A 24,978-nucleotide genomic window follows, 5' to 3' on the forward strand; every position below is an offset into this window, starting at 1 on the left:
GCGGCGACAATACGGGCAATTTCACTCCAGGGGTTTTCAATGCGCACGCGTCACGCCGTCATGCTTGCACTTTCCGCGCTTTCCATTCCAGCCGTCTCCATGCCGCTGCAGAAAGCCAGCGCGCTGGAGCCTGAAAAATACACGGTCTATTGCGCCAACGATCACATCGAGGTCTCGTTCTGGGATCTCGAGCAGATGAAGGTGCGGAACGGCTCTGATGTCTGCCAGTTCCAGAGCTATACGAGCTACTCAAGCGCGTTGAACTTTGCGCAGAAGAATTTTGGTGGGGAAGGGGCGAGTTGCAGCTGCTAGGAGTGCTGGCTTGGAGTGTGCTGTTCCGGGAAAGAAAATGGTGGGCGATGCAGGGATTGAACCTGCGACCCCACCCGTGTGAAGGGTGTGCTCTCCCGCTGAGCTAATCGCCCGCTCGTTGCCCGAAGGCCAAGCGAGCCGCGATATAAGGGAGGCAGGGTTGTGAAGTCAAGGCGATGCGCCCGCCTTCTACGCCTGAAATAGGCCGAGGGCGGACGCTGCCGCGCAATCGCCCGTTTCGCTCAGCCGGCCGCAGCTGCAATCAGCCGTTCCGCCAGGTCGAGCGTCAGCGCGTCGAAATGCGAAATCACCGCCGACGGCTCGAATTCTCTGACATGGCGGTCGGTGTAGCCGAAATCGACGGCGACCACCGGAATGCCGGCGGCCTTGGCCGTGTCGATGTCGGTCTGCGAATCGCCGACCATCAGCGCATGGTGCGGGTCACCGCCGGCGAGCCTGATGGTTTCGGTGAGATGGCGCGGGTCGGGCTTGCGGAAGGCGAACGTGTCCTGGCCGGCGATCGCGGCGAAATGCTTTGTCAGGCCGAGCGCCTCGATCAGCGCTTTCGAATTCGCCTCATATTTGTTGGTGCAGATGGCGAGCAGATAGCCGGCCTTCTCGAAGCGGGCGATGGCTTCGACGACACCGGGGTAGGGGCGCGACTTGCCGGGGATGTTGAGTGTGTAGTGGTCGAGGAACACCTTCAGCAGCCTGTCGTGCTCCTCCACCGCCAGCGATTTCTGCTGCGCGGTATGCGCGCGCTCGATCATCACCCGTCCGCCCTGGCCGACAAAACGCCGGAAGCCGGCCTCGTCGACAGCGGCAAGCTCGCTGGCGGCAAGGCTGTGGTTGAGGCTGTCGAGCAGATCCGGCGCCGTGTCGATCAGCGTCCCGTCGAGGTCGAACACGATGATCGGTTGGGTCATGGCCTGTCCTGTGGCTGATGCATTGCAGGCAGGCGATAGCGGCTGCGCTTCTTTCAGGCAAGCCGGTGCGAGCCAAAGTCTTTGACCCTGCGGGCAAAAGTGCTAGGAGCGCGCATTCAGAAAAATCAGAACCAAGCCAAACCCCGGGGCGAGCATGGACGCGAGGCAGTTGAAAGTCGAGGCCGCGCGGGCAGCCCTTGCCCATGTCAGCGACGGCATGCGCATCGGCATCGGCACCGGGACGACGGCCGACGAATTCGTGCGGCTGCTGGCCGAAAAGATCGCCACCGGCTTGTCCGTCATCGGCGTGCCGACGTCGGAGCGCACCGCAGCCCTTTGCCGCGAACTTGGCGTGCCGCTGTCGACGCTTGAGGAAACGCCCGAGCTCGACCTTACCGTCGACGGCGCCGACGAGATCGACGCGGCGCTGACGCTGATCAAGGGCGGCGGCGGCGCGCTGCTGCGCGAGAAGATCGTCGCGGCGGCATCTCAGCGCATGATCGTCATTGCCGATCGCTCGAAGATGGTCGAGACCCTTGGCCGGTTTCCCTTGCCGATCGAAGTCAACCAATTTGGCTTGCGCGCCACCGAAATCGCGGTCGCGGCAGCGGCCAAAAGTCTCGGCCTTTCCGGCCCGGTTACATTGAGGATGACGGGGGGCCAGCCTTTTGTTACAGACGGCGGCCATTTTATCCTCGATGCATCTTTTGGCCGCATTCCGGATACAAGAGCGCTTTCGAATGCTCTCCATGCCATTCCTGGTGTGGTCGAGCATGGTCTTTTCATCGGGCTGGCGTCAGCGGCCATCATCGCCGGCGGCGACGGCATCCAAACCGTCCATGCCGCCCGAAAACCAGGGAGTTCTACCGATCATGATGTTGCATAACCGGGTTCGCAATCTTTGCGCCGTTCTGGCGGCTTCGGCCGTTTTCGCCTTCTCTTCCCCGGCGTTCTCGCAGGAGATCACGGAATCGCATCTGAAGGCGGCACGGGCGGCGGTCACGGCAATCCACGCGACCGACTCGTTCGACAACATCCTGCCGCAAGCGGCGGCCTCGCTCGAGCAGCAGCTTATCCAGAAGAACCCTGATATGCAGGAGCTGATCGGCAAGACCGTCAGCGAAAAGGCACTGGCGCTGGCCTCGCGCCGTGCCGATCTGGAGAAGGAAGCAGCGCTCGCCTATGCCAAGGTGTTCTCCGAGAAGGATCTCACCGACATCGCCGCCTTCTACAATTCCGATGCCGGCAAGAAGCTGCTCGACAACGGCCCCAACGTGACGCGCGAACTGGTCAAGGCCGCCGACATCTGGCAGAACGGCCTGGCGCGCGATCTCGCCCAGCAGGTCGGCGAAACGCTGGCAGCCGCCGCGAAGGCCGCTGCTCCGGCCGCGCCTGCGCCGGATAACGCAACTGCCCCCGCCGATGGCGCTGCACCTGCCGACGGCGATGCGCCCGCAGACGGTGACCAGCCGGAAGCGCCGAAGAACTAAGACGTCTGATTTCGCCACCGGCATCCTTGCCGCTGGACCAGAAAGCCCGGTGGAAACCGGGCTTTTCTTTTGGCTTCATGCGGCCTACCTGTCTCAAACATTTCTTGAGGCAAGGAACAGCAGCATGGCCGGTTACGACTACGATCTCTTCGTCATCGGCGGCGGCTCCGGCGGGGTGAGGGCGGCGCGCGTGGCGGCAGCGCTCGGCAAGCGTGTCGGCATCGCCGAGGAATACCGCTATGGCGGCACCTGCGTCATCCGTGGCTGCGTGCCGAAAAAACTCTATGTCTATGCCTCGCAATTTCCCGAGCATTTTGCCGACGCCGCCGGCTATGGCTGGACGGTGCCGGAGGCGAGCTTCGACTGGCCGACGCTGGTCGCCAACAAGGACCGCGAGATCGCCCGTCTGGAAGCGATCTACGAAAAGAACGTGAAAGGCGCCGGCGGCGAGACGTTCCACTCGCGCGCCATGCTGGTCGACCCGCATGTCGTGCATCTCCTGGGCGATGACCGCACCGTCACCGCCGACCAGATCCTGATCGCCACCGGCGGCCGGCCGGCGCCGCACCCGGCGCTGCCCGGTCACGAGCATTGCATCTTTTCCAATGAGGTTTTCGACCTCAAGCAACTGCCGAAGGCGATCATGATCGAGGGCGGCGGCTACATCGCCGTCGAATTCGCCAATATCTTCCATGGCTTGGGCGTCGACACCACGCTGGTCTATCGCGGCAAGGAGATACTGTCGCGCTTCGACATGGACCTGCGGCGCATGCTGCACGAAACCATGGAAAAGAAGGGGATCAAGATCCTCTGCCACGCCGTGTCGGAATGGGTCCGCAAGCGGCCGGACGGCAGGCTGGATGCGTTGGTCACCGGCGGCAAGGTGCTGACAGTCGACCAGGTCATGCTCGCCATCGGCCGCCTCCCCAACACTGAGAATATGGGCCTGGAAGGCGTCGGCATCGAACTCGGCAAAACCGGCGCCATCGTTGTCGACGAATATTCCCGCACCAACATCGACAACATCTGGGCGATCGGCGACGTCACCAACCGCGTGCAGTTGACGCCTGTGGCGATCCACGAAGCCATGTGCTTCATCGAGACCGCATTCAAGGGCAATCCGACCGCGCCCGACCACGACACCATTCCGACCGCCGTCTTCTCACAGCCGGAGATCGGCACCGTCGGGCTGTCCGAGGACGATGCCGTCAAGCGCTACTCCGATATCGAAATCTACCGCGCCACATTCCGGCCGATGCGGCACACGCTGTCGGGCCGCGACGAAAAGATGCTGACGAAGCTGGTGGTCGATGGCGCCACGCGAAAAGTGCTCGGCGCGCACATCCTCGGGCCGGACGCCGGCGAGATGGCGCAGTTGCTCGGCATTCCGCTGAAGGGCGGCGTCACCAAGGATGATTTCGACCGCACCATGGCCGTCCACCCGACGGCAGCGGAGGAACTGGTCACCATGTACAAGCCCACCTACCGCGTGAAGAACGGCGTGCGGGTCGATTGACGCCCGCGCGCTCGATCTTGAAGAACCCCCCATGGCAGCCGCTGTTGCCACCGCGATGGGAGGCCTGAAGCTTATTACAACAAAGTGCCGCGCAGGATGACCAGCGCCACCGAGAAATAGATCACCAGGCCGGTGACATCGACCAGCGTGGCGACGAACGGCGCCGAGGCGCTCGCCGGATCGAAGCCGATCCGTTTCAGCGCGAACGGCAGCATCGACCCCGACAGCGAGCCGAAGGTGACGATACCGACAAGGGCTGCCCCCACGGTCGCCGCGATCAGCGGCCAATGCGGCCCATAATCGTAGAAGCCCATATACTGCCAGAGCGCGATGCGGCAGATGCCGACCACGCCAAGCATGGCGCCGAGTACCAGGCCGGTTGGCAATTCGCGCAACGCCACCCGCCACCAGTCACGAAGGCCGATCTCGCGCAGCGCCAGCGCGCGAATGACGAGCGAGGTCGCCTGCGAACCGGAATTGCCGCCGGAGCTCATGATCAGCGGAATGAACAGAGTGAGCACGATCGCCTTCTCCAGTTCGCCTTCATAGCTTTGCATGGCGTTGGCGGTCAGCATCTCCGAGATGAACAGCGCGCACAGCCAGCCGCCGCGCTTCTTGATCATCGCGAGAAAGCTCATCTTCATGTAGGGCTCGTCGAGCGCCTCCATGCCGCCGAAACGATGCGCGTCCTCGGTCGTCTCCTCGATCATGGTGTCGATGATGTCGTCGATGGTGACGATGCCGAGGATCTTGCCGTGGTCGACGACGGGAACCGCGAGCAGGTCATATTTGGAGATCGTCTGCGCCAGTGTCTCGCGATCGGTCAGCGGCGTCACCGTCACCGGGGCGCGATCCGGCGCCACCGACAGGATCGGATCGTCCGGCTCGCCGGTGATCAGCCGGCGCAGGCCGGTCGCAGCGTTGCCCGCAGCGGCGGGACCAACCCGCCGAGCAGCTCGGAGCGCGCCGGTTCGTCCAGTTCGCGCAGGATATCGGCGGCGCGGTCGACCGACATGGCGGTCAGGAGCTTGCACGCCTTGGCGCGCGGCAGCGCCTCGGCCAGATCGGAGGCGCCGTCGAGTTCAGGCTGGTCGAAGATCTCGACCAGCCGCTCGAACGGCATTTCGCAAAGCAGTTCTATCGCGGTATCGCGAGATTCCCGGTTCAGGGCCTCGACGACATCGGCGACGTGATCATTGGCAAGGATACGCGCGATAGCGACGGCATCGTCGCCCGCTACGACGGGGGTAAATTCGTTCATGGCTCACTCCTTGCCGTCCGGCGGGACGTGAGCCGTTAGAGGTCACATCGAGGCGGACGGCGGTTGCGTTCGACTACTGTCGCCAGGCATGGCGCGGTGACCTTTCTGCTCGCGGGTTCGAGTTGGAATTCAGCGAGCGGGCGCAACATAGGAGCGCATCTTGGCGAGTCAATCGCGGGGGTGGCGGAAAACAGCCGGGAGCCGGCCCAATCGCGAGACTGTGATGATTATTGAAGGGGAGGGAGCGAGTGCCCCGCCGCCAGTGGCGGAACGCGCTTCGGCGTGGCTGCTATTTCTGCTTCAGCCGGCGTGAAAAACGCATCCATTTGTCCTCGACCGGCCGCGGCTGCGTAAGGATGGTGGTGAGCTCGCGCGGAAGGTTCGGAACAAGCGGCCTCTTGGTGGCGACGCCGTCGGCGATCGCGACCACGCTGTGGTAGAATTCCTCGCCCGAGGCCGAGCGTGGCGCCACCGCCTCATGCATGATGCTGATCACCGTGACATCGGGACAGTTGTCCTTGATGGCCTGGTGGAAGGCGATCTTGCCATCCGGATCGAGCGCGCCGGTCGCTTCGTCGAGGAACAACAGTCCCGGTTGCTGCAGCACGATGCGGGCCACAACCAGCTTCTGCTTCTGGCCGCCGGACAGCAGCTGGTCCCAGATCTTTCCCTCGCGGCTTTCATCGGCCATGTGTTCGATGAAATCGCCGAGGCCGGCCTTGTGCAGGGCTGCCGCGACCTGCGCATCGCCATAGTCGTCCTCGGAACCGGGCAGGCACACCAGCTGCTTCAGCGACACCTGCTGCAGCTTGACCTCCTGGGCGGCATAGAAGCTCCTCACACCGTCAGGGAAGACGATGGTGCCGCGGCCATAAGGCCACAAGCCGTTGATCGCCTTGATCAGCGAAGTCTTGCCGCAGCCGGATTCGCCCTTGAGGAATGCCCACTCGCCGCGCCGAAAGCGCAGATTGGCTGCGCTCAGGAACGGCGTGGCGTCTTCACCCTGATGCGCCAGTTCAAGCTTCTGGATGGTCAGGCCGAAGACCGGGTTCTGGCTGGCATAGTGGAAATCGGAACGGCCGGTCTGGCTGTAGAATTCCTGCGGCTGTTGGACGTTTTCAATGGCGTGCGCCAACTCGATGACGCGCTGGCTGTTGGCCCGCAAGGTGGCGAGACTCGGCATGACATGGATGAACCAGGAACATTTGCTGATCAGCGCGTTGACCTGCTCGGAACCGGTTATGTAGCCCTTGAGGTCGACGCCGTTGTGGATGAACGGCACCAGACCAGGTCCGTAGGCGACAACTTTGGCCCCGACGAAATTATAGACCGATTCGAATCCCGCATAGAGGGTGTTGACGATGTTGAGCTTCGACCAGGTGGTATCGATATCGAGATAGAGCCGTCCATGTATCGTCTTTTGCACGTCTTCGCCTTGCGACGCCGACACATGGAAACTGCGGCGCAACAAGGTGATCAGCTCGCTGCGATAGGTGCCTTCGGCCTTCTGCATCCTGACATTGAGCCACTCCAGCATTCCGCCGAGTTTGATCGCGATCCAGGTATTGACCGGCACGTAGATGGCAACCGCCAGGAGAGCGAGGACGGCGCTGCCATAGCTGCCGAGGGCATCCAGGCCTTTTACCTCCACGGAATTCGCCAGCAAAGCGCCGCCGACAAAATAAAGTGAGGTGAAGACGCCGAAGACACCTTGGGCAAGCCCGATGGCGCCGCCCGCCATGTCTTTGATGGATTCCTGCACGCGCTGATCGATGTTGTCGGGCGCTGGCGCATCTGGCGAGCCATTCTGAGCGTGGTAGTGAGTATGGTTGGTATCAAGCAGCGCCGCATTGAAACGCGCGTTCAACCAGGCGCGCCATTTGCGATGCAATGTCGCCGATACAAATTTGCAGGCGCCTATGATTCCCATGTCCTTGAACACGACCAGCAGCACAAGCAGGCCGGCATTGGTAAGCACTGATTCAAGGGGCGTGGTATTCGCGGCGTCGTGGAAAAAAGCGATTGAGGCTGCCAGTTCGCCCGCCAACACGGTAAACCAGACGTCGGCCTTGCTCGACAGGGCTATGATGAGTGCGAGGACGACGGTGAGAGCCCAGGCCTCTCTCCACCGGTCCGAGAACCAGTAGGCCCGCATCAGTCCCCAGAAGGTCCGCATCGACGATACTGGCGTCAGGGGCGACGGCCCGGCGGGGGCGTCGCGTTTCCAAAGTGCCGATATTGAACGTCGCGGTCTGTCGACCCGAATCACAATCCCGCCCAAACCTTTTTTAGTTTTGTTACGGATAGTAACACCAATTGATCATTTTCTATGAATTTTATCCCGGCGAATGTGAAGCAGCCCACCCGCCGTTGCCATGAGGCAACAGTTGGTACTGCGAGATCGCCGTCTTTGGGTCAAATTTGTCCTTTGTTTCAATGTGTTGCGAGAACGCTCAGATGTGCGAATATATTCCCTGAGGGAAGGCTCATACACGGCTTTGTGACCAAAAGGCCTGCCCGTCGGCCGGTTTTCCCACCGCGCGCTAACCGGATCGCCCGAAAAATTGCCGTCCGTGATCGCCCCAGGCCGCCCGAATCATTTCACCGGCCATCATGGTTGGGCACGCAAGATCGTCGCTCCTGCACGGCGACTGCTCATGAGTTGGCCCACGCTTTTTAGCTGCAGCTCAACACCGTTTGACAATCAAGCGCACTGGAATGAACCTTGCCGGGCACTGTCGGCACCGATGCATGTCCGGTCCCCAACAAGGAAGCTCCCCAATGCTTGCACGCGCAGCCGTTCCCGCAATGGTGACGCTCTTTGCCTGGCTGCCTCTTGCGCATGCCGTCAGCCAGACCATTCCGGCAAGCGCCGAAGGGCAAATCGAGTTCAATGCTCCGTCCGGCAACATCGGCTGCATCTACACGCCGAAGGGCGGCACCAGCACCTACGAACCACAGGATGGCGGTCCGGAACTGAGCTGTTCGCGCGTCGAGCCCAGCTGCGTCACCGTGATCCTTGGGCCGAACGGCCCGGCGACATTGATCAAGAATCCGGGAGAGCAGGGCTGCTGCAGCGATGTCGCGAAGCTGGCCTATGGCAACAGCTGGAGCAAAGGGCCGCTTACCTGCCAGTCGTCAACCAAGGGACTGACCTGCACGGGCAGCAACGGGCATGGCTTCTTCCTCAGCAAAGCCAAGGTGACGGTGAAATAACCCGAGCATGATCCCGAAAAGTGGTTGCCGGTTTTCTCGGACAAACGGGAAACCGTTTTGTCCAGAGATCATGCTCAAACAAGGAGATAGAGCCCATCCCGATTTCCATCGGGATGGAACAGGCTCTAGCCGGCCTTTTCCAGTTCGCCCTTGGCCTTTGCGGCCGCGACTTGGCGGATGGCATCAGTCAGCGTGTCGGCGTCCTGCGCGCCCATGACGGCGTATTTGCCTTCGAGCAGGAAGCACGGCACGCCAGTGATCCCCATCCGCGATGCCGTGGCGATTTCTGTGCGCACCTCCTCGACGTCGGCATCGGTCGGCAGGAGCGTTTCGACCACGGCAGCGTCCATGCCGGCCTCGCGGGCGGCATCGATCAGCACGGCGTGGTCGCCAATATTGCCGCCTTTCTCGAAATACAGTTGGAACAGCCGGCGCACGAGCCGGTTCTGCACGGCTTCACCGGCGGCACCGGCCCAGCGGATGACACGATGCGCGTCCAGCGTGTTGGCGGCGACCTTGATGGCGTCGAAAGCGAAATTGATGCCTTCGGCTTCGCCGAGCGGCTCTACGCGGGCATGCATCTGACGGATGCGCTCGTCGCTGCCGAATTTGGCCAGCATGTATTCGCGCCGGTCCTTGCCCTCGGGCGGGATGGTCGGGTCGAGCTGGAACGGCCGCCAGCGCACATGAACCTCAACGTCGCCGGCAGCGGCAATCGCTTTATCCAGCCGCTTCTGGCCGACGAAGCACCAGGGGCAGACGACGTCGGAAACCACGTCGACGGTAATGGAATTGTCATCGCTCATCTTGATCTCCTGCAGCCGAACGTTTCAGCGAGACCGATCTCGGCCACGCTCAGTTCGGCTTGCGCCACCAGGTCGGCCATTGATAACCGAATATGGGCGTCTTTTTGGGATGGTCCAGGTAATTCCAGTAAGCGAGCCATTGCTGCGCGTTGTACTGCATCGGCACCATGTAATTGCCGGAGATCAGCAATCGGTCGAGCACGCGCACGGCGGCGACATAGTCTTCCTTGGTCCGTGCTCTCAGCATCGCGTCGATCGCCGCGTCGACCGCCGGATCGGCGACGCCGGCCAGATTGAATGAACCTTCTCTTTTGGCCTCTGAAGAACCCCAGCGAAGGTTCTGCTCCATACCGGGAGACAGCGAGTTGCTGAACCCGCTCGACCCGACAAGAACCTCAAAGTCGAAACGCTGCTTGCGCGACTGGATCTGGTCGGCCTCGAGGCTGCGGATGGTCACCGCGATGCCGATCTTTTCCAGCGAGCGCTGATAGATGGCGGCAAAGCGTTCCTCGTCCTGCGACGCCGTCAGGATCTCGAAACCGAACGGGTTTCCCTTGGGATCCAGCAGGACGCCGTCCCTAACGGCGTAGCCCTGGCTCTTCAGCAGGTCGAACGCCAGCTTCAGCACCTTGCGGTCCTGGCCGGTGCCGTCATTCACCGGCGGGCGCCAGCTGCCGTCCATGACATCGGCCGGCACGCGGCCGGGGTAGGGCGCCAGCAGCGCCTTTTCCCTGTCGCTGGCGGAATGGCCGAGCGCGGAAAGTTCGGAATTCTGCCAGTAGCTCATCGTGCGCGTGTACTTGCCGCCGAACAGGTTCTTGTTGGCCCATTCGAAGTCGTAGAGCATGCCGAGCGCGCGCCGCACCTCCGGATTGGAAAACTTCTCCAGTCGCGTGTTGAACAGGAAGCCGGTCACCACGGGCGGTATGCCGGTGTCGAAGGTCTCGGCGATCACCTCGCCGCGATGATAGGCGGGAAAATCGATATCGCGCTCGCGCTTGACCGGATCGCCCTCATCGTAAATGGCGCAGATGCCTTTCTTGAACGCTTCCGTCTTGGCATTGGCGTTGAGGAAGTACTCGATGGTGATCTGGTCGTAATTGTCGAAGCCGCGCTTGGAAGGGATGTCCTTGCCCCAGTAATTCGGGTTGCGCTTGAACACGATGCGCTGTCCCGGCTGCACCTTGTCGATGATGTAGGGACCGCTGCCGATCACCGGCTTCAACGTCGTCTTGTCGAAGGTATCCTTGTTGAAGGCGTGCTTTGGGATGATCGGCGTCAGCGCGATGATCAAGGGGGTCTCGCGATTGGCCTTGTCGTTGAAGGTGAAGCGCACGCTGTGATCGCCGGTCTTTTCGAGCTTGGCGATCAGGCTCATGCGATCCCTGTAGGGCGGGCGGCCCTTGTCGGTGAAGACATCGTAGGTGAACAGCACGTCATCCGGCGTCACCGGGTCGCCATCGGACCACTTTGCATTTGGGTTGAGATGGAACTCGATCCACTTGCGCTCGGGATCCATATCGGCTGTGTCTGCGAGCAGGCCATAGAGGCTGAAGGCCTCGTCGTAGTTGCGCATCATCAACGGCTCGAAGACGAGATTGCCGAAAATGAGGTCCTGCATGCCGCGCGCCGTGGTGCGCAGGCTCTTCAGGATGAACGGGTTCAGATTGTCGAAGCTGCCGACGACGCAGTAAGTGATGTTGCCGCCCTTCGGCGCATCGGGATTGACGTAGTCGAAATGCTGGTAGTCGGCTGGCAGCGCCGGCTCGCCCTGCATGGCGATGGCATGTTTCGGTTCCGACATCGCCACGCCGGGTGCAAAGGCGAAGAACGAAATTGCGGCGATCAGCCAAACAAGAATGCGGCCCATGACCGTCTCCTTACTGGGCGGCTTGATGATTCGGAGTGCACCCTAACATGGCGCCGCGGCGCTCCGGCCAGATACATCAACCCAAATCGCACGACCCAAATTGCGAGGCCAAGAATTGCAGGCGGCGGGCTGGATTCGGCTGCTCATGCAGTGTAACACGCGCTCCGAAGTCATTCTGTTGCCTCAATTCGGCAACAGGTAGCAGGACCACACGGCGCGAAGAAGCCGGTCCCGGGATCATTTGAGAGGAAATGCACGACATGACGAGCCTGAACAGCAACGCATACCGCCTTTCGGTCCTGGCCGCGGGCGTGGTCGGCTTTCTGGGCGCCGGACTTCCCACCGCTTCGGCACAGCAACAGATTCCGCAGGGTTGGTTCAAGGCCTGCACCAAGCAGGAAGATGTCGACATCTGCAATGTCCAGAACATCATCACTGCCGGCAACGGCCAGTTCGTCACCGGCGTCAGCCTGATCGAGTTGAAGGGCAAGGTAAACCGCAAGGTCTTCCAGGTCACGGTTCCCCCAGGTCGCCTGGTGCCCCCCGGCATCGCCCTGCAGATAGACGCCGGCAAGGCGACGAAGCTGGATTATGTCATTTGCTTCGCCGACCGTTGCGTTGCCGAAGTGCCGCTGACCGACGCGCTCGTCGCGTCCTTCAAGAAGGGACAGGCGATCACGCTGACCTCGATCAACTTCCAAAGTCAGCCAAATCCCATCAAGGTTGCCTTGACCGGCTTCAGCGGCGCCTTTGACGGCGCGCCGCTGCAGCAGTCGGACATCGAGGATCGGCAGAAAAAACTTCAGGATTTCGTCGTCAAGAACAACCAGGACTTCGCCAAGAAGCTCAAGGACGAGCAGGCCAAGGCCAAAGCCGCCAACTAATCGCCGGGACAGATACCGGAGCGACAAAAAGCGGGGTCATGCCCCGCTTTTTTTGTTGTCGTCACGTCGATGCAAGGTGATGTCAGTGTCTCGACTGGCGTTTTGGCTCATAGCGTCCGTCCGGCCGCTTGTCGAACATCTCGCCGATCTGTGGATGCCGGACCGGCTCACCTGACTGGTCCTCGAGCAGGTTCTGCTCGGAGACATAGGCAATGTATTCGGTTTCCGAGTTTTCAGCGAGCAGATGGTAGAACGGCTGGTCCTTGCGCGGCCGCACGTCGGCCGGGATCGCCTCGTACCATTCATCGGTGTTGGCGAATTGCGGATCGACATCGAAAATGATGCCGCGGAATGGAAACAGCCGGTGGCGAACCACTTGTCCGATCGAGAATTTGGCTGTTTTCATCGTACTCACCACTAAGCCTCTAGAGCGCCCGGCGTCCCCTCGAATGTGCGAAGAGCGCTCTAAGACTTTGAATTTACACACACTGTGGCCAAAAATCGAGCCCGACTTAGGTCTGGGATCAGGCTTTATTTGGCGCAGATAGCGTGTCAGTTCAATGCCGAAGCGCTTGACGCCCGATGAAGCTACGGGCTAGCCCGGTCCCGGGGTTTCGGGCCAGGGCAAAAATGTCTGACATTGTCGGTCTTGTTCTTCCGTTCTTCGGGCTGATTTTCATCGGCTTTCTGGTCGCGCGCATGACCAGGCAGCCGCTGGAAGCGCTTGGCTGGATGAACACCTTCATAGTCTATGTCGCGCTTCCTGCCCTGTTCTTCCAATTGCTGGCCCGGACGCCGTTCGAGCAGTTGACCGAATGGCGCTTCATCTTCGGCTCGGTCTTTTCCACCTACGCGATCTTCTCGATCATGTTCGTATGGTCGGTGACGGCGTCGCGCGGCGAGATCGCCCAGTCGACGATCAAGGCGTTGGCCGCCGCCTACGGCAATATCGGCTATATGGGGCCGGGACTGGCGCTGCTAGCCTTCGGCGAACAAGCGGCGGTCCCCGTTGCGCTGATCTTCTGCTTCGAAAATATCATGCATTTCGCCATCGCGCCGATGATGATGGCGCTGTCGGGCGACGACAAGACATCGCCGTGGCGGCTCATCCTCGGCGTAGTCAGGAAAATCGTCCTGCACCCGTTCATCATCGCGACCGCGCTTGGCGTCGGCGCCGCCTATCTCGGCTTTCACCCACCGCAGCCGGTCGATCGCCTGCTTGAATATCTTTCGCGGGCAGCCGCCCCTTGCGCCCTGTTTGCCATGGGCGTGACGCTTGCGCTCCGGCCGCTCAACCGCGTGCCGCATGAGCTGGCGTCGATCGCGGCGCTGAAGCTGATCCTGCATCCATCGCTCTGCTACGTCGTGCTGAGCTGGATCGGGAACTTTTCCGAAATCTGGGTTTTTTCAGCCGTGCTTTTGGCGGCATTACCGACCGCAACCAACGTCTTCGTCATCGCCCAGCAATATGGCGTCTGGGTGCAACGCGCCTCGGCCAGCGTGCTGATCACCACCTGCCTCTCGGTGCTGACGGTGACCGGGCTGCTCTACATGATCCGCCACGGCATCTTACCGCCGGACCTGTTTCCCTGAACCGCCGGTAAGCGCCGCAAAGCCGCTGCCCGGCCTCAAGCCTTCGCGCATGAAAAAGGCGCGCAGCGGCGCGAAACTGCCGAGCACATTGAGGCCGGCGCTGCGTGCCATCTGCGCCGGCAGCATGTCCGAAAGCAGCGACATGTTGAGCAGATTGACCGCGCCGGAACGCGCCAGAATGTCGGGACGGCGCCTGGAATCATAGGCGGCCAGGGCCTTCGCGGCGCCGGGGTCGCCGCGATTTTCACCAGCGATTCCAATCAGATCCTCGATGTCCCTGATGCCGAGGTTGAGACCTTGGGCTCCGATCGGCGGGAACACATGTGCAGCCTCGCCGACCAGCGCCACCCGGTTTTGCGCGAAGCGCCCCGGTGATGCCGCTGAAAGCGGGTAAATTTGTCGGCCGGGCTCGACCGACACCCGGCCCAGCATCGACTGCATCTGCTGCTCGACACGCTCGGAAAGCGTCGCGTCATCGAGTGCGGCGAGGTCCTTGGCCGTCTCCGGTTTCACCACCCAGACGAGGCTGGAGCGGTTGCCGGGCAGCGGCACCTGGGTGAACGGCCCGGTCTCTGTGTGGAACTCGGTCGAGGTGAAGCCGTGTTCGCTGCGATGGCCAAAGTTCAGCACCAGCGCCGCTTGGCGGTAGGATCGAACCGAGGCCACTATGCCTGCCGCCTCGCGCGCCGGCGATAGGCGCCCATCGGCAGCGACCGCAAGCGCGGCCGAGACTTCGCGACCTTCAGTCAAGACGGCATGCGCCTGATCGGCGTCCAGACGCCAACTCTCGACCATCGACGTCAGCCATTCGATGCCGGGATGCGCCGCGATGGACTTGGCCAGCGTCGGGTTCAGCGCACTGTTGGGCAGGTTGAGCCCGAACTGCTCCTCGCCGATCTCTATGGCGCGAAAAGTCACCACCGGGCTGCGGATCAGCCGGCTGGTCGCATCAACGATGCGCATGACCTTCAGCGGCGCGGCCTTCGGCGCAAGTTCGGCCAGCACGCCCAGCCGATCGAGAACCTTGAGAGCAGGGTTCATCAGCGCCGTGGTCCGGCCATCGGGCCCGCCTGCTTCGGGTCCGACCAGGGTTACCGGAAAGCCCGCCTCGGCGAAACCGAGCGCCGCGATCAGGCCGGCAGGGCCGCTGCCGGCTACCAGTATCCGTGCTGTCTCGCGATGATCCAAATTGGACTTCCAGTTTGCGATGCAGGTGTCTACCCATGGATATAGGTCAGACCATGCGGCTTGATCAACGCGGCGATTAGGCTCATTCGGTTGTCATGACCGGCCAGCAGGACGATTTCAGCCATCTCGACCGCGCCGGCCGCGCCACGGAAAGCCTGGCCCGCAGCCCCCGCCTGACGGTCAACATCGCCATCGCCGGCGGCATTCTGCTCGCCTGGTTCATTCTCGGCGCCATGGCGATCCGCGGCGCCGAAGGCCGGCTCCCCGGCGTACCAGGCGATGTGGTCCTGCGATATCTGCCGCAACTGCCGCTGCCGGATGTCCTCGACCGCTTCTTCGGCATGTGCCTGACGCCCGCACCACTTGATGCCGGCGGCGCACCGGTTCTGGCGCTGATCGTGATGTGGTTTTTGATGGCCGTGGCGACGATGCTGCCGTCGGCGGCGCCGATGATCCGTACCTATTGTGAAATCGCCGACACCGCCCGCATCAAGGGCGAGCCGGTGGCCCACCCGCTGGTCCTGGTTGCCGGCTACCTCTCGACATGGCTTGTCGCCTCTATCGGCTTCGCGGTGCTGACGTTGCTCGTCCACGCATTTGCGTCCTCCGCTCGATTGCTCGATCCGGTGAGCGGCCTTGCCGCGGCGGCCGCGCTGCTGGTTGCCGGCCTCTACCAGTTCAGCAGCCTCAAGCAGGCCTGCCTGACAAAATGCCGGAACCCGTTCTCGACACTGTTTTCCAACTGGAGCGCGGAGCCGGGTGGCATCTTCCGGCTAGGGCTGAAGCAGGGCCTGTGGTGCCTCGGCTGCTGCTGGGCGCTGATGCTGGTCATGTTTGCCGTCGGCGCGATGAACGTGTTCTGGATGGCGCTGATCGGCCTGTTCACCTTGATCGAAAAACAGACCACCGGCAGCCTTCCAACCCGAGTGGCCGGTGCGATACTGCTTGTCTGGGCAGTCGCCCTGCTAGTAGTCTCGGCATGACGGGGGATAATTCCATGGCAGAGCAAGGCTGGGCAATGAAAGGAGAGCTCGTACTCTCCTGCAATTGCACGGTTTTTTGTCCTTGCGTACTGTCGCTTGGCAGCCATCCGCCGACGGAGGGTTATTGCCAGACCTGGGCGGGCTTCCGCATCGACGCAGGCCATTTCGGCGAGGTCGACCTGTCCGGCCTCAATCTCGGTCTGGTCATGGAAATCCCAGGCTATATGAGCCGCGGCAACTGGACCGCAGGCCTGTTCATCGACAAGCAAGCCTCCGTCTATGCGGTGAAAGCGCTGACCAGGATCTTCACCGGGAAGGCCGGCGGAACCACCGCGCTGTTGTCGATCCTTGTCGGCAAGTTCCTCGGCGTCGAGCAGGTGCCGATCACCTACGAGACGCGTGACAAGACCCGTATTTTCCAGATACCGAAGATCATCGACGGGGCGGTCACACCGATTCCCGGCAAGGATCGCGAGAAGGATACCGTGATCGGCAACTCGGAATACTGGATCGCGCCGGAGATCATCGTGGCCAGGTCCGATAAGAGCAAGATGCGGGCTTTCGGCCGCAACTGGAACTTTGCCGGCCGCTCGGCCGAAATCTGCAAACTGGATTGGCGGGGCCCGTGAGCAAGAACACAACGGCCAGAAACGCCGCCAAAAAGATCACCGACCGGATACCCAGGCCGAAGAAAAAGGTCACCTGGCCGCAGGCGCGGGCATTCTCAGTGCATCTGTTGACCGCGTCTGGCTCGTTCCTGGCTTTCCTGTCGCTGGTGGCGGCAAGCGAGCAACGCTGGACGGCGATGTTCTGGTGGCTGGGGTTGGCGCTGTTCGTCGACGGCATAGACGGGCCGATCGCGCGCAAGCTCGAGGTCAAGGAGATTTTGCCGACCTGGTCGGGCGAGCTCCTCGACAACATCATCGACTATGTCACTTACGTGCTGATCCCGGCCTTCGCACTCTACCAGCGCGGCTTCATGGGCGAAGGGCTGTCGTTCCTGTCGGCGGCCATCATCGTGGTGTCCAGCGCCATCTATTATGCCGACACCGGAATGAAGACGAAGGAGAACTTCTTCAAAGGCTTTCCGGTGGTCTGGAACATGGTCGTGTTCACGCTGTTCGTCATCGAGCCCGGACAGTGGGTGTCCTTCGGCGTCGTCGTGGCGGCCGGCATCCTGACCTTCGTGCCGATCAACTTCATCCATCCCGTGCGGGTGGTGCGGCTGCGGCCAATCAATCTTGGCATGACGCTGCTCTGGTGCGCTTTCGGTGCGCTGGCGCTGGCGCAGGCGGCCCTTGCCGCCTTCTACGACCAGATCGGCGTTTTGGGCGAACAGGTCGGCGTCTTTACCAAGGTCGGCATCACCATCACCGGACTTTACCTCGCCTGCATCGGCGGTATCATGCAGTTCTTCCCCAAACTCGGCGCCAAGCCGGACACTAAGAAAGCCTGACCGCAGGAAAGCCCACAAATGTCCAAAGCAATCCGTATCCACGCCCATGGCGGTCCGGAAGTCCTGACCTATGAAGACGCCGATCCGGGGCAACCCGGCGCCGGGCAGATCCTGGTCAGGCACACCGCGATCGGCCTCAATTTCATCGATGTCTATCACCGCATCGGCCTCTATCCGCCGCCCGGCGGCTTCCCGCTGATCCCGGGCGGCGAGGCGGCAGGTGTGGTTCTCGAGGTCGGCGCAGGCATCGACTGGCTGAAGCCGGGCGACCGCATCGCCTATGCCGTCAATGTCGGTGCCTATGCCGAACAGCGCATTGTCGCCGCCGACCGCGTGGTCAAGGTACCGGACCGCATCAGCGACGAACAGGCCGCCGGCATGATGCTTAAAGGCATGACGGCGGAGTATCTGTTGCGCCGGACCTTCAAGGTGAAGGCAGGCGACACCATCCTGTTTCATGCCGCCGCCGGCGGCGTCGGGCTGATCCTGGGACAATGGGCAAAACATCTCGGCGCCACCGTGATCGGCACGGCAAGCTCAACCGACAAGATCGAGCTCGCCAAGGCGCATGGCTTCGACCATGTCATCAACTACAAGGAGCAGGATTTCGTCGCCGGCGTCGCCGTCATCACCGGCGGCAAGAAATGTGACGTCGTCTACGATTCGGTCGGCAACGACACATTCCCGGCCTCGCTCGACTGTCTGAAGCCGCTCGGCATGTTCGTCTCTTTCGGTCAGTCCTCTGGACCGATCCCGCCATTTTCGATGTCGGTGCTGGCGCAGAAGGGCTCGCTGTTCGCTACCAGGCCGACGCTGTTCGTCTACAACGCCAAGCGTGAAGACCTCGAAATCTCCGCCGCGGCATTGTTCGATGTGGTGTTGAGCGGCGCGGTCGAGATCAAGATCAACCAGCGCTATGCGCTGAAGGACGCCGGCAAGGCGCAAGCCGATCTCGAAGGGCGCAAGACCACGGGTACGACAATACTGATCCCCTGACGGAGGTTTGCCTTCCTTTCAGTGCTTTGCCGCGGCGCCCAGGCACTGTTTGCACGAAAAACCGGTCGGTCGGTTTGTTGTGCGAAACGGGTCTATCTTTACCCCTTGAGTTTCCGCTGAAATTCTTGAAGCTCTTTCAAGGTGGGTGCTGCTTTCGCACGAGAGCGGCCAGCGCATACGATGTTGGCGGGAACACAGAACATGTCCGGGAACCGGATGGGAGGCACTGTGAGTGCAGATCATGATGGAGCGAACCTGCTTGAGGTTCGTGGCCTGACCAAGATATTCGGCACGCTGACGGCGTGCGATCATATCGACCTCAACATCGCCAAGGGCGAGATCCACGCGCTGCTTGGCGAAAACGGCGCCGGCAAGTCGACGCTGGTCAAGATGCTGTTCGGCTCGCTGGAGCCCAATTCCGGCGAGATATTCTGGAACGGGGAAGCGGTGCGGATCACCAGTCCGGGCATGGCGAAGAAGCTCGGCATCGGCATGGTGTTTCAGCACTTTTCGCTGTTCGAGGCGCTGACCGCGGCCGAGAATATCGCTCTGTCTCTGGATGACGGCTCACCGATCAGCTCGATCGCGGCCAAGGCGAGGGCGCTTTCCTTCAGCTATGGCCTGCCGCTCGATCCGGACTCGCTGGTCGGCGATCTCTCGGTCGGCGAACGCCAGCGCATCGAGATCATCCGCTGCCTGTTGCAGACGCCGCAGCTCATCATCCTCGACGAGCCGACCTCGGTGCTGACGCCGCAGGAAGCCGACAAGCTGTTCGAGACGCTGGAGCGCCTGCGCTCCGAGGGCAAATCCATCCTCTACATTTCGCACCGGCTGGAAGAGGTCAAACGCATTTGCGACCGCGCGACCGTGCTGCGTCACGGCAAGGTCGTCGGCCATTGCAATCCGCGCGAGGAAACGGCTTCGTCGCTGGCCCGCATGATGGTCGGCAACGAGGTGAAGGCCGTGGTGCGTGCGCCGGCCGAAGGCATCGAGACCGCGCAGCCGCTGCTCGAAATCCGCGCCCTCAGCCGCAAGCCGGCAACGCCGTTTTCGATTCCGCTGAAGAATATCAACCTCACTGTGCGCGCCGGCGAGGTGATCGGCATTGCCGGTGTCGCCGGCAACGGCCAGGGCGAGTTCTTCGAATCCGTCTCCGGCGAGGTGCTGCAGCAGGACGCCGCATCCGTGCGCATCCGCGGCAAGGATGCCGGCTCGCTCTCGATCACAGGCCGGCGGCTGATGGGCGCTGCCTTCGTGCCGGAAGAACGCCTCGGCCATGGCGCGGCGCCACGCATGAAGCTTTCGGAAAACCTGCTTCTGTCGCGGCACGCCACCGACGGCAAGGTTTTTGTCGGCGCCGGCGGCGCCGTCAAAAGCGGTGCGGTCTATGCCGCCGCCCAGCGCATCATCGTGGCGATGGATGTGCGCAAGAGCGCGCCCGATCCGGAAGCTGCGGCCCTTTCGGGCGGCAATTTGCAGAAATTCATCGTCGGTCGCGAACTCGACCGCAGCCCTGCCGTCATGGTCGTCAACCAGCCGACCTGGGGCGTCGACGCCGGTGCCGCCGCCCACATCCGCCAGGCGCTGATCGAACTGGCGCGCAGCGGCTCGGCAGTTCTGGTCATCAGCCAGGACCTCGATGAGCTGTTCGAGATTTCGGACGCGATCGCGGTCATGCACAATGGCGAATTGTCCAAACCGCTGCCGATCGCCGAGGCAACTTTCGAAAAGGTCGGTCTGTTGATGGGCGGCGCCGAGCCTGGCCACGCCGAACATGGTCTGGAGACGGCATGATGCGCCTCGAACTCGTCAAACGCCCGCAGCGCTCTATGCTCTTTTCGGCGCTGTCGCCCTTCATCGCCTTCGCCCTAACGATCATCGCCGGCGCGGTTCTGTTCGCGCTGCTCGGCGTCAACCCGCTGAGCGCATTTGAGATCTATTTCATCGAGCCGATCAGCCAGGTCTGGCAGCTGCATGAGCTGGCGATCAAGGCCGCGCCGTTGATCCTGATCGCGGTCGGCCTGTCGGTCTGTTACAAGGCCAACATCTGGAACATCGGCGCTGAGGGACAGTTCATCCTCGGCGGCATTTTCGGCTCGGCCATTCCGGTGCTGTTTCCCGGGTTCGAAGGCCCGCTGGTGCTGCCGCTGATGCTGTTGTTCGGCATGGTCGGCGGTGCCGCCTATGCAGCAATCCCGGCTCTCTTGAAGACGCGCTTCGGCACCAACGAAATCCTGACCAGCCTGATGCTGGTCTATGTCGCCCAGCTTTTCCTCGACTGGCTGGTGCGCGGCCCCTGGCGCGATCCACAGGGCCACGGTTTCCCGCAGACGATCCAGTTCAATGACTCGGCGGTCCTGCCGGAACTGATGCCGGATGCCGGCCGCGCCAATTGGGGTTTTGTCTTCGCGCTTGTTGCAGCCGTGCTGATCTGGGTGCTGATGAGCCGCCTGCTCAAGGGTTTTGAGGTCCGCGTGCTCGGCTCCAGCCCGAGGGCAGGGCGCTTCGCCGGTTTCGGCCTCAACCGCATGGTGTTCTTCGCCTTCCTGCTGTCAGGCGCGCTGGCTGGGCTTGCCGGCATTTCGGAAGTCTCCGGCGCCATCGGCCAGCTCCAGCCGGTGATCTCGCCCGGCTACGGCTTCACCGCCATTATTGTCGCGTTCCTCGGCCGGCTCAATCCGCTCGGCATTGTCGCCGCCGGCCTGGTGCTGGCGTTGACCTATCTCGGCGGCGAGGCGGTGCAGAGCGCGCTCGGCATTTCCGACAAAGTGGCACGCGTGTTCCAGGGCATGCTTTTGTTCTTCGTGCTCGGCTGCGACACGCTCATCCACTATCGCATCCGTCTGGTCGGCATGGCGCTGACGAAAAGCGCGGCGAAGCTTGAAGCCGCGCCGAAGTTGAAGGAAGCCCGCTGATGGACATCGCCGTCAACATCCTTTTGACCATCGCCACGGCGGCGACGCCGCTTTTAATAGCGGCCATCGGCGAACTGGTGGTCGAGCGCTCCGGCGTGCTCAACCTCGGCGTCGAAGGCATGATGATCATGGGCGCCGTCGGCGGCTTCGGAGCCGGCTATCTCACGGGATCGCCCTGGATGGGCCTGTTGGCGGCAATTGCCATGGGCGCGGTGTTCTCGCTGCTGTTTGCGGTGATGACGCTGTCGCTCGCCACCAATCAGGTGGCGACCGGCCTGTCGTTGACGCTGCTCGGCCTCGGCCTTTCCGGCATGATGGGGACCAGCTTCGTCGGCCAGCCCGGCGAGCGGCTGCCAAACCTCTACGTTCCGGTGCTCACCGACATTCCCGTGGTCGGCAGGCTGTTGTTCGGCCAGGACCCGATCTTCTACATCTCGATCGCGCTGACGGCGGCCGTCATGTGGTTCCTGTTCAAGACCCGCACCGGCCTCACTCTGCGCTCGATCGGCGACAGCCACACATCGGCGCATGCGCTCGGCATCAAGGTCATCCGCTACCGCTATCTCGCGGTCATCTTCGGCGGCGCCTGCGCCGGCCTTGCCGGCGGCCATCTGTCGCTGGTCTACACGCCGCAATGGGTGGAGAACATGAGCGCGGGCCGCGGCTGGATCGCGCTGGCGCTGGTCGTCTTCGCCTCCTGGCGGCCGTGGCGCGTGCTCGCCGGCGCCTACATCTTCGGCGCGGTGTGGATCGGCCAGCTTCATGCACAGGCATTTGGCATTCCGGTGCCTTCGCAGCTGCTTTCTTCTCTGCCCTATCTGGCAACCGTCGTGGTTCTCGTTCTAATCTCGCGCAACAAGCGTCTGACGATGATGAACACGCCGGCTTCCTTGGGGCAGCCATTCGTTCCGGATCGTTGACAACAAAAACAAACGGGAAGCTCCAAGGCTAAACTCAGAGAGGTAACACAATGAAAAAACTGCTTATTGCGTTGATGACCACGACCGCCGCCATGTCACTGGCGGCGTCCGCGCAGGCCGCCGACAAGTTGAAGGCATGCTGGGTCTACACCGGCCCGATCGGCGACTTCGGCTATTCCTACCAGCACGACCAGGGCCGCCTCGAGGTGGAAAAGGCGCTCGGCGACAAGGTCGAAACCGCCTATCTCGAGAACGTCTCGGAAGGTCCCGATGCCGACCGCGCTTTCGAGCGTCTGGCGCGCGAAGGCTGCAAGATCATCTTCGGCACCTCTTTCGGCTTCATGGATCCGGAAGTGAAGGTCGCCAAGAAGTTCCCCAAAGTGATGTTCGAGCACGCCACCGGCTACAAGACCGCTGACAATCTCGGCATCTACAATGCGCGCTTCTATGAAGGCCGCTATGTGCTCGGCCAGATCGCCGCCAAGGAATCGAAGGCAGGGGTCGCCGGCTATATCGTTTCCTTCCCGATCCCCGAAGTGGTGATGGGTATCAACTCCTTCATGCTCGGCGCGCAGTCGGTCAACCCGAACTTCAAGGCCAAGATCGTCTGGGTGAACTCCTGGTTCGATCCGGGCAAGGAAGCTGACGCGGCCAAGGCACTGTTCGATCAGGGCGCCGACATCATCGTTCAGCACACCGATTCCACCGCTGCCTTGCAGGTGGCGGAAGAGCGCAAGCTGCACGGCTTCGGCCAGTCCTCCGACATGATCAAGTTCGCGCCGAACGCGCAGCTGACCTCGCTGACGGACGAATGGGGGCCGTACTACATCAGCCGCGTTCAGGCAGCGCTCGACGGCACCTGGAAGCCGGACAATGTCTGGCTCGGCATCAAGGACGGCGCCGTCAAGCTGGCGCCCTTCACCAACATGCCGGACGATGTGAAGGCGATGGCCGAGGCAACCGCCAAGAAAATCGCAGATGGCTGGAACCCCTTCACCGGACCGGTCGCCAAGCAGGACGGCACGCCGTGGCTCAAGGACGGCGAAGTCGCCGACGACGGCACGCTGCTCGGCATGAACTTCTATGTGAAGGGCGTCGACGACAAGTTGCCGCAGTAAATATCGGAAACGCAAAGGAGAAGGGGCGCCGCGCGGCGCCCTTTTTCATTTCGCGGGCTGCACGCTTCGACTGCGAAACCGCGCCGAGGGCTGTGCCAAAAATCCGAGGGCGCCGGGAGGCGCCCTTTTTGGTAATTTTCTAAACCGCCGAGCCGTAAAGGTCGTAGGCGTCGGCGCGGTCGATCTTGACCGTGACGATGTCGCCTTGGCGCAGCGGGCGGCGCGACTGGATATGCACCGAACCGTCGATCTCGGGCGCGTCGTATTTTGTCCGGCCCTTGGCAGACGTGCCATGCGCCTCGTCGATCAGCACCGGCAGGCGCTTGCCGACCTTCTTGGCCAGCTGCGTCGCCGAGATCTTCTGCTGGCGCTGCATGAAGCGATGCCAGCGCGCTTCCTTGATCTCCTGCGGCACCTGTTCGAGGCCGAGATCGTTGGAGCGGGCGCCGCGGACCGGCTCGTATTTAAAGCAGCCGGCGCGATCGATCCTGGCCTCGTCCAGCCAGTCGAGCAGCATCTCGAAATCCTCGTCGGTCTCGCCGGGGAAACCGACGATGAAGGTCGAGCGTATCGCCAGATCCGGGCACACCTCGCGCCAGCCGCGAATGCGCTCCAGCGTCTTTTCGCCATGGGCTGGACGGCGCATGTTCTTCAGCACCTGCGGCGAGGCGTGCTGGAAGGGGATGTCCAGATAGGGAAGGATTTTTCCATCCGCCATCAGCGGGATGACATCGGCGACATGCGGGTAGGGGTAGACATAGTGCATGCGTACCCAGATGCCGAGCTTGCCCAGCTCCTCCGACAGGTCGAGGAATTTCGCCCGCACTTCGCGGTCGCCGAACATCGACGTCTGGTACTTGATGTCGATGCCGTAGGCGCTGGTGTCCTGCGAGATGACCAGCAATTCCTTGACCCCGGCCTTGGCCAGCTTCTCGGCCTCGCGCAGCACATCGGCCGCCGGGCGCGAGACGAGGTCGCCGCGCAGTGCCGGAATGATGCAGAAGGTGCAGCGGTTGTTGCAGCCTTCGGAAATCTTGAGATAGGCGTAGTGCCGCGGCGTCAGCTTGACGCCTTGCGGCGGCAGAAGGTCGATATAGGGATCGTGGCTGGGCGGCGCCGCCTCATGCACCGCGGCCATCACGCTCTCATAGGCCTGCGGGCCGGTGATGGCGAGGACGTTGGGGTGCTTCTCTCGGATGACGTCCGGCTCGGCGCCGAGGCAGCCGGTGACAATCACCCGGCCGTTTTCCGAAAGCGCCGAACCGATGGCGTTGAGCGATTCGTCGCGGGCTGAATCGAGAAAGCCGCAGGTGTTGACGACGACAAGGTCGGCGCCGTCATGCTTGCGTGCGATCTCATAGCCTTCGGCGCGCAGGCGCGTGATGATGCGCTCGGAATCCACAAGCGCCTTCGGGCATCCAAGGCTGACGAAACTGACGCGAGGCGCAGACATGAGAAAACATTCCGGGTTTTTCGGGATCGGCGGCCAGTACCACACTTATTGCGGCATTGGTATGTGCAGCGGCTG

General features: G+C 62.2%; 22 protein-coding genes, 1 tRNA gene and 1 pseudogene. 15 read left to right on the forward strand and 9 right to left on the reverse strand.

Annotated elements, in window-relative coordinates:
* Nucleotides 1–39: 39 nt before the first annotated feature.
* Nucleotides 40–312, forward strand: a complete 273-nt coding sequence (locus X728_RS0135540; RefSeq protein ID WP_023832173.1) for a hypothetical protein — start codon at nucleotides 40–42, stop codon at nucleotides 310–312.
* Nucleotides 313–350: 38 nt separating this feature from the next.
* Here X728_RS0135540 and X728_RS146925 read toward each other — a convergent pair.
* Nucleotides 351–425, reverse strand: a tRNA-Val gene (locus tag X728_RS146925).
* 129 nt (nucleotides 426–554) lie between these two features.
* Nucleotides 555–1,238, reverse strand: a complete 684-nt coding sequence (locus X728_RS146920) for a phosphoglycolate phosphatase (RefSeq protein WP_023691328.1) — start codon at nucleotides 1,236–1,238, stop codon at nucleotides 555–557.
* Nucleotides 1,239–1,392: 154 nt separating this feature from the next.
* Between X728_RS146920 and rpiA the strand changes: the two genes are divergently transcribed.
* The 3 genes from rpiA to gor all read left to right on the forward strand — a co-directional run bounded on the left by rpiA (nucleotide 1,393) and on the right by gor (nucleotide 4,244).
* Nucleotides 1,393–2,124, forward strand: coding sequence for a ribose-5-phosphate isomerase RpiA (gene rpiA / locus X728_RS146915; protein WP_023832174.1), 732 nt, complete (start codon nucleotides 1,393–1,395; stop codon nucleotides 2,122–2,124).
* Entirely contained in the window at nucleotides 2,111–2,728 is a 618-nt protein-coding gene (locus X728_RS146910; protein WP_023668979.1) for a DUF2059 domain-containing protein, read from the forward strand. The genes rpiA and X728_RS146910 overlap by 14 nt, the downstream gene beginning before the upstream one ends.
* A gap of 124 nt (nucleotides 2,729–2,852) precedes the next feature.
* Nucleotides 2,853–4,244 (forward strand): glutathione-disulfide reductase, encoded by a 1,392-nt coding sequence (gor, locus tag X728_RS146905; protein WP_023832175.1) that lies wholly within the window; start codon nucleotides 2,853–2,855, stop codon nucleotides 4,242–4,244.
* Nucleotides 4,245–4,318: 74 nt separating this feature from the next.
* On the opposite strand, the pseudogene X728_RS01000000166935 reads toward gor, so the two are convergent.
* A pseudogene (locus X728_RS01000000166935) lies at nucleotides 4,319–5,505 on the reverse strand (magnesium transporter).
* 289 nt (nucleotides 5,506–5,794) lie between these two features.
* Entirely contained in the window at nucleotides 5,795–7,681 is a 1,887-nt protein-coding gene (locus X728_RS146900; RefSeq protein WP_023682514.1) for an ABC transporter ATP-binding protein/permease, read from the reverse strand.
* Between the two features lie 605 nt (nucleotides 7,682–8,286).
* Here X728_RS146900 and X728_RS146895 point away from each other — a divergent pair.
* Entirely contained in the window at nucleotides 8,287–8,721 is a 435-nt protein-coding gene (locus X728_RS146895) for a hypothetical protein (RefSeq protein WP_023832176.1), read from the forward strand.
* A gap of 125 nt (nucleotides 8,722–8,846) precedes the next feature.
* On the opposite strand, the gene X728_RS146890 is transcribed toward X728_RS146895, so the two are convergent.
* Both X728_RS146890 and X728_RS146885 read right to left on the reverse strand, forming a co-directional pair.
* Complete coding sequence (locus X728_RS146890; protein WP_023726576.1) at nucleotides 8,847–9,527, reverse strand: DsbA family protein; 681 nt, start codon at nucleotides 9,525–9,527, stop codon at nucleotides 8,847–8,849.
* Nucleotides 9,528–9,576: 49 nt separating this feature from the next.
* Complete coding sequence (locus X728_RS146885) at nucleotides 9,577–11,397, reverse strand: extracellular solute-binding protein (protein ID WP_023829831.1); 1,821 nt, start codon at nucleotides 11,395–11,397, stop codon at nucleotides 9,577–9,579.
* Between the two features lie 260 nt (nucleotides 11,398–11,657).
* Between X728_RS146885 and X728_RS146880 the strand changes: the two genes are divergently transcribed.
* Complete coding sequence (locus X728_RS146880; RefSeq protein ID WP_023668972.1) at nucleotides 11,658–12,281, forward strand: invasion associated locus B family protein; 624 nt, start codon at nucleotides 11,658–11,660, stop codon at nucleotides 12,279–12,281.
* Between the two features lie 82 nt (nucleotides 12,282–12,363).
* Here the strand turns inward: X728_RS146880 and hspQ are convergent, their stop codons facing one another.
* Nucleotides 12,364–12,687, reverse strand: coding sequence for a heat shock protein HspQ (gene hspQ, locus X728_RS146875; protein WP_023668971.1), 324 nt, complete (start codon nucleotides 12,685–12,687; stop codon nucleotides 12,364–12,366).
* A gap of 224 nt (nucleotides 12,688–12,911) precedes the next feature.
* Here hspQ and X728_RS146870 point away from each other — a divergent pair, with 224 nt between their 5' ends.
* Nucleotides 12,912–13,874: an AEC family transporter gene (locus X728_RS146870; RefSeq protein ID WP_023832177.1), complete on the forward strand. Its 963-nt coding sequence runs from the start codon at nucleotides 12,912–12,914 to the stop codon at nucleotides 13,872–13,874.
* Here X728_RS146870 and X728_RS146865 read toward each other — a convergent pair.
* Entirely contained in the window at nucleotides 13,851–15,062 is a 1,212-nt protein-coding gene (locus X728_RS146865; protein ID WP_023832178.1) for a UbiH/UbiF family hydroxylase, read from the reverse strand. The two genes, X728_RS146870 and X728_RS146865, sit on opposite strands and share 24 nt — an antisense overlap.
* A gap of 95 nt (nucleotides 15,063–15,157) precedes the next feature.
* Between X728_RS146865 and X728_RS146860 the strand changes: the two genes are divergently transcribed.
* From X728_RS146860 to X728_RS146825, 8 genes are all read left to right on the forward strand, one after another.
* Nucleotides 15,158–16,045 carry a DUF2182 domain-containing protein gene (locus tag X728_RS146860; RefSeq protein ID WP_023832179.1) on the forward strand — a complete coding sequence of 296 codons (888 nt, stop codon included), beginning with the start codon at nucleotides 15,158–15,160 and terminating at the stop codon, nucleotides 16,043–16,045.
* A 14-nt stretch (nucleotides 16,046–16,059) separates the two neighbouring features.
* Nucleotides 16,060–16,674: a DUF1326 domain-containing protein gene (locus tag X728_RS146855; RefSeq protein ID WP_023706821.1), complete on the forward strand. Its 615-nt coding sequence runs from the start codon at nucleotides 16,060–16,062 to the stop codon at nucleotides 16,672–16,674.
* Nucleotides 16,671–17,501 carry a phosphatidylcholine synthase gene (gene pcsA, locus X728_RS146850; protein WP_023682522.1) on the forward strand — a complete coding sequence of 277 codons (831 nt, stop codon included), beginning with the start codon at nucleotides 16,671–16,673 and terminating at the stop codon, nucleotides 17,499–17,501. Before X728_RS146855 ends, pcsA begins: the two co-directional genes overlap by 4 nt.
* An 18-nt stretch (nucleotides 17,502–17,519) precedes the next feature.
* Entirely contained in the window at nucleotides 17,520–18,497 is a 978-nt protein-coding gene (locus X728_RS146845) for a quinone oxidoreductase (protein WP_023832180.1), read from the forward strand.
* 216 nt (nucleotides 18,498–18,713) lie between these two features.
* Entirely contained in the window at nucleotides 18,714–20,291 is a 1,578-nt protein-coding gene (locus X728_RS146840; protein ID WP_023682524.1) for an ABC transporter ATP-binding protein, read from the forward strand.
* Nucleotides 20,288–21,412, forward strand: a complete 1,125-nt coding sequence (locus tag X728_RS146835; RefSeq protein ID WP_031193354.1) for an ABC transporter permease — start codon at nucleotides 20,288–20,290, stop codon at nucleotides 21,410–21,412. The genes X728_RS146840 and X728_RS146835 overlap by 4 nt, the downstream gene beginning before the upstream one ends.
* A complete protein-coding gene (locus tag X728_RS146830) occupies nucleotides 21,412–22,332 on the forward strand; it encodes an ABC transporter permease (protein WP_023682526.1) in 921 nt (306 codons plus the stop codon). Before X728_RS146835 ends, X728_RS146830 begins: the two co-directional genes overlap by 1 nt.
* A gap of 50 nt (nucleotides 22,333–22,382) precedes the next feature.
* Nucleotides 22,383–23,450 (forward strand): BMP family ABC transporter substrate-binding protein, encoded by a 1,068-nt coding sequence (locus X728_RS146825; protein ID WP_023682527.1) that lies wholly within the window; start codon nucleotides 22,383–22,385, stop codon nucleotides 23,448–23,450.
* Nucleotides 23,451–23,589: 139 nt separating this feature from the next.
* Here X728_RS146825 and rimO read toward each other — a convergent pair whose 3' ends face one another.
* Entirely contained in the window at nucleotides 23,590–24,903 is a 1,314-nt protein-coding gene (gene rimO / locus X728_RS146820) for a 30S ribosomal protein S12 methylthiotransferase RimO (RefSeq protein WP_023691314.1), read from the reverse strand.
* Nucleotides 24,904–24,978 lie beyond the last annotated feature (75 nt).

Origin of the sequence: Mesorhizobium sp. L103C119B0 (assembly GCF_000502235.1) — a bacterium.
GTDB lineage: Bacteria > Pseudomonadota > Alphaproteobacteria > Rhizobiales > Rhizobiaceae > Mesorhizobium.

Coding starts and splice junctions, on each gene's coding strand:
- X728_RS146880 (WP_023668972.1), top strand. CDS start 11,658: ATGACGAGCCTGAACAGCAACGCATACCGCCTTTCGGTCCTGGCCGCG.
- gor (WP_023832175.1), top strand. CDS start 2,853: ATGGCCGGTTACGACTACGATCTCTTCGTCATCGGCGGCGGCTCCGGC.
- X728_RS146895 (WP_023832176.1), top strand. CDS start 8,287: ATGCTTGCACGCGCAGCCGTTCCCGCAATGGTGACGCTCTTTGCCTGG.
- X728_RS146830 (WP_023682526.1), top strand. CDS start 21,412: ATGGACATCGCCGTCAACATCCTTTTGACCATCGCCACGGCGGCGACG.
- X728_RS146910 (WP_023668979.1), top strand. CDS start 2,111: ATGATGTTGCATAACCGGGTTCGCAATCTTTGCGCCGTTCTGGCGGCT.
- X728_RS146845 (WP_023832180.1), top strand. CDS start 17,520: ATGTCCAAAGCAATCCGTATCCACGCCCATGGCGGTCCGGAAGTCCTG.
- X728_RS146885 (WP_023829831.1), bottom strand. CDS start 11,397: ATGGGCCGCATTCTTGTTTGGCTGATCGCCGCAATTTCGTTCTTCGCC.
- X728_RS146870 (WP_023832177.1), top strand. CDS start 12,912: ATGTCTGACATTGTCGGTCTTGTTCTTCCGTTCTTCGGGCTGATTTTC.
- X728_RS146890 (WP_023726576.1), bottom strand. CDS start 9,527: ATGAGCGATGACAATTCCATTACCGTCGACGTGGTTTCCGACGTCGTC.
- X728_RS146920 (WP_023691328.1), bottom strand. CDS start 1,238: ATGACCCAACCGATCATCGTGTTCGACCTCGACGGGACGCTGATCGAC.
- rpiA (WP_023832174.1), top strand. CDS start 1,393: ATGGACGCGAGGCAGTTGAAAGTCGAGGCCGCGCGGGCAGCCCTTGCC.
- X728_RS146855 (WP_023706821.1), top strand. CDS start 16,060: ATGGCAGAGCAAGGCTGGGCAATGAAAGGAGAGCTCGTACTCTCCTGC.
- X728_RS146840 (WP_023682524.1), top strand. CDS start 18,714: ATGGGAGGCACTGTGAGTGCAGATCATGATGGAGCGAACCTGCTTGAG.
- X728_RS146825 (WP_023682527.1), top strand. CDS start 22,383: ATGAAAAAACTGCTTATTGCGTTGATGACCACGACCGCCGCCATGTCA.
- X728_RS146860 (WP_023832179.1), top strand. CDS start 15,158: ATGACCGGCCAGCAGGACGATTTCAGCCATCTCGACCGCGCCGGCCGC.
- rimO (WP_023691314.1), bottom strand. CDS start 24,903: ATGTCTGCGCCTCGCGTCAGTTTCGTCAGCCTTGGATGCCCGAAGGCG.
- hspQ (WP_023668971.1), bottom strand. CDS start 12,687: ATGAAAACAGCCAAATTCTCGATCGGACAAGTGGTTCGCCACCGGCTG.
- X728_RS0135540 (WP_023832173.1), top strand. CDS start 40: ATGCGCACGCGTCACGCCGTCATGCTTGCACTTTCCGCGCTTTCCATT.
- X728_RS146900 (WP_023682514.1), bottom strand. CDS start 7,681: ATGCGGACCTTCTGGGGACTGATGCGGGCCTACTGGTTCTCGGACCGG.
- X728_RS146835 (WP_031193354.1), top strand. CDS start 20,288: ATGATGCGCCTCGAACTCGTCAAACGCCCGCAGCGCTCTATGCTCTTT.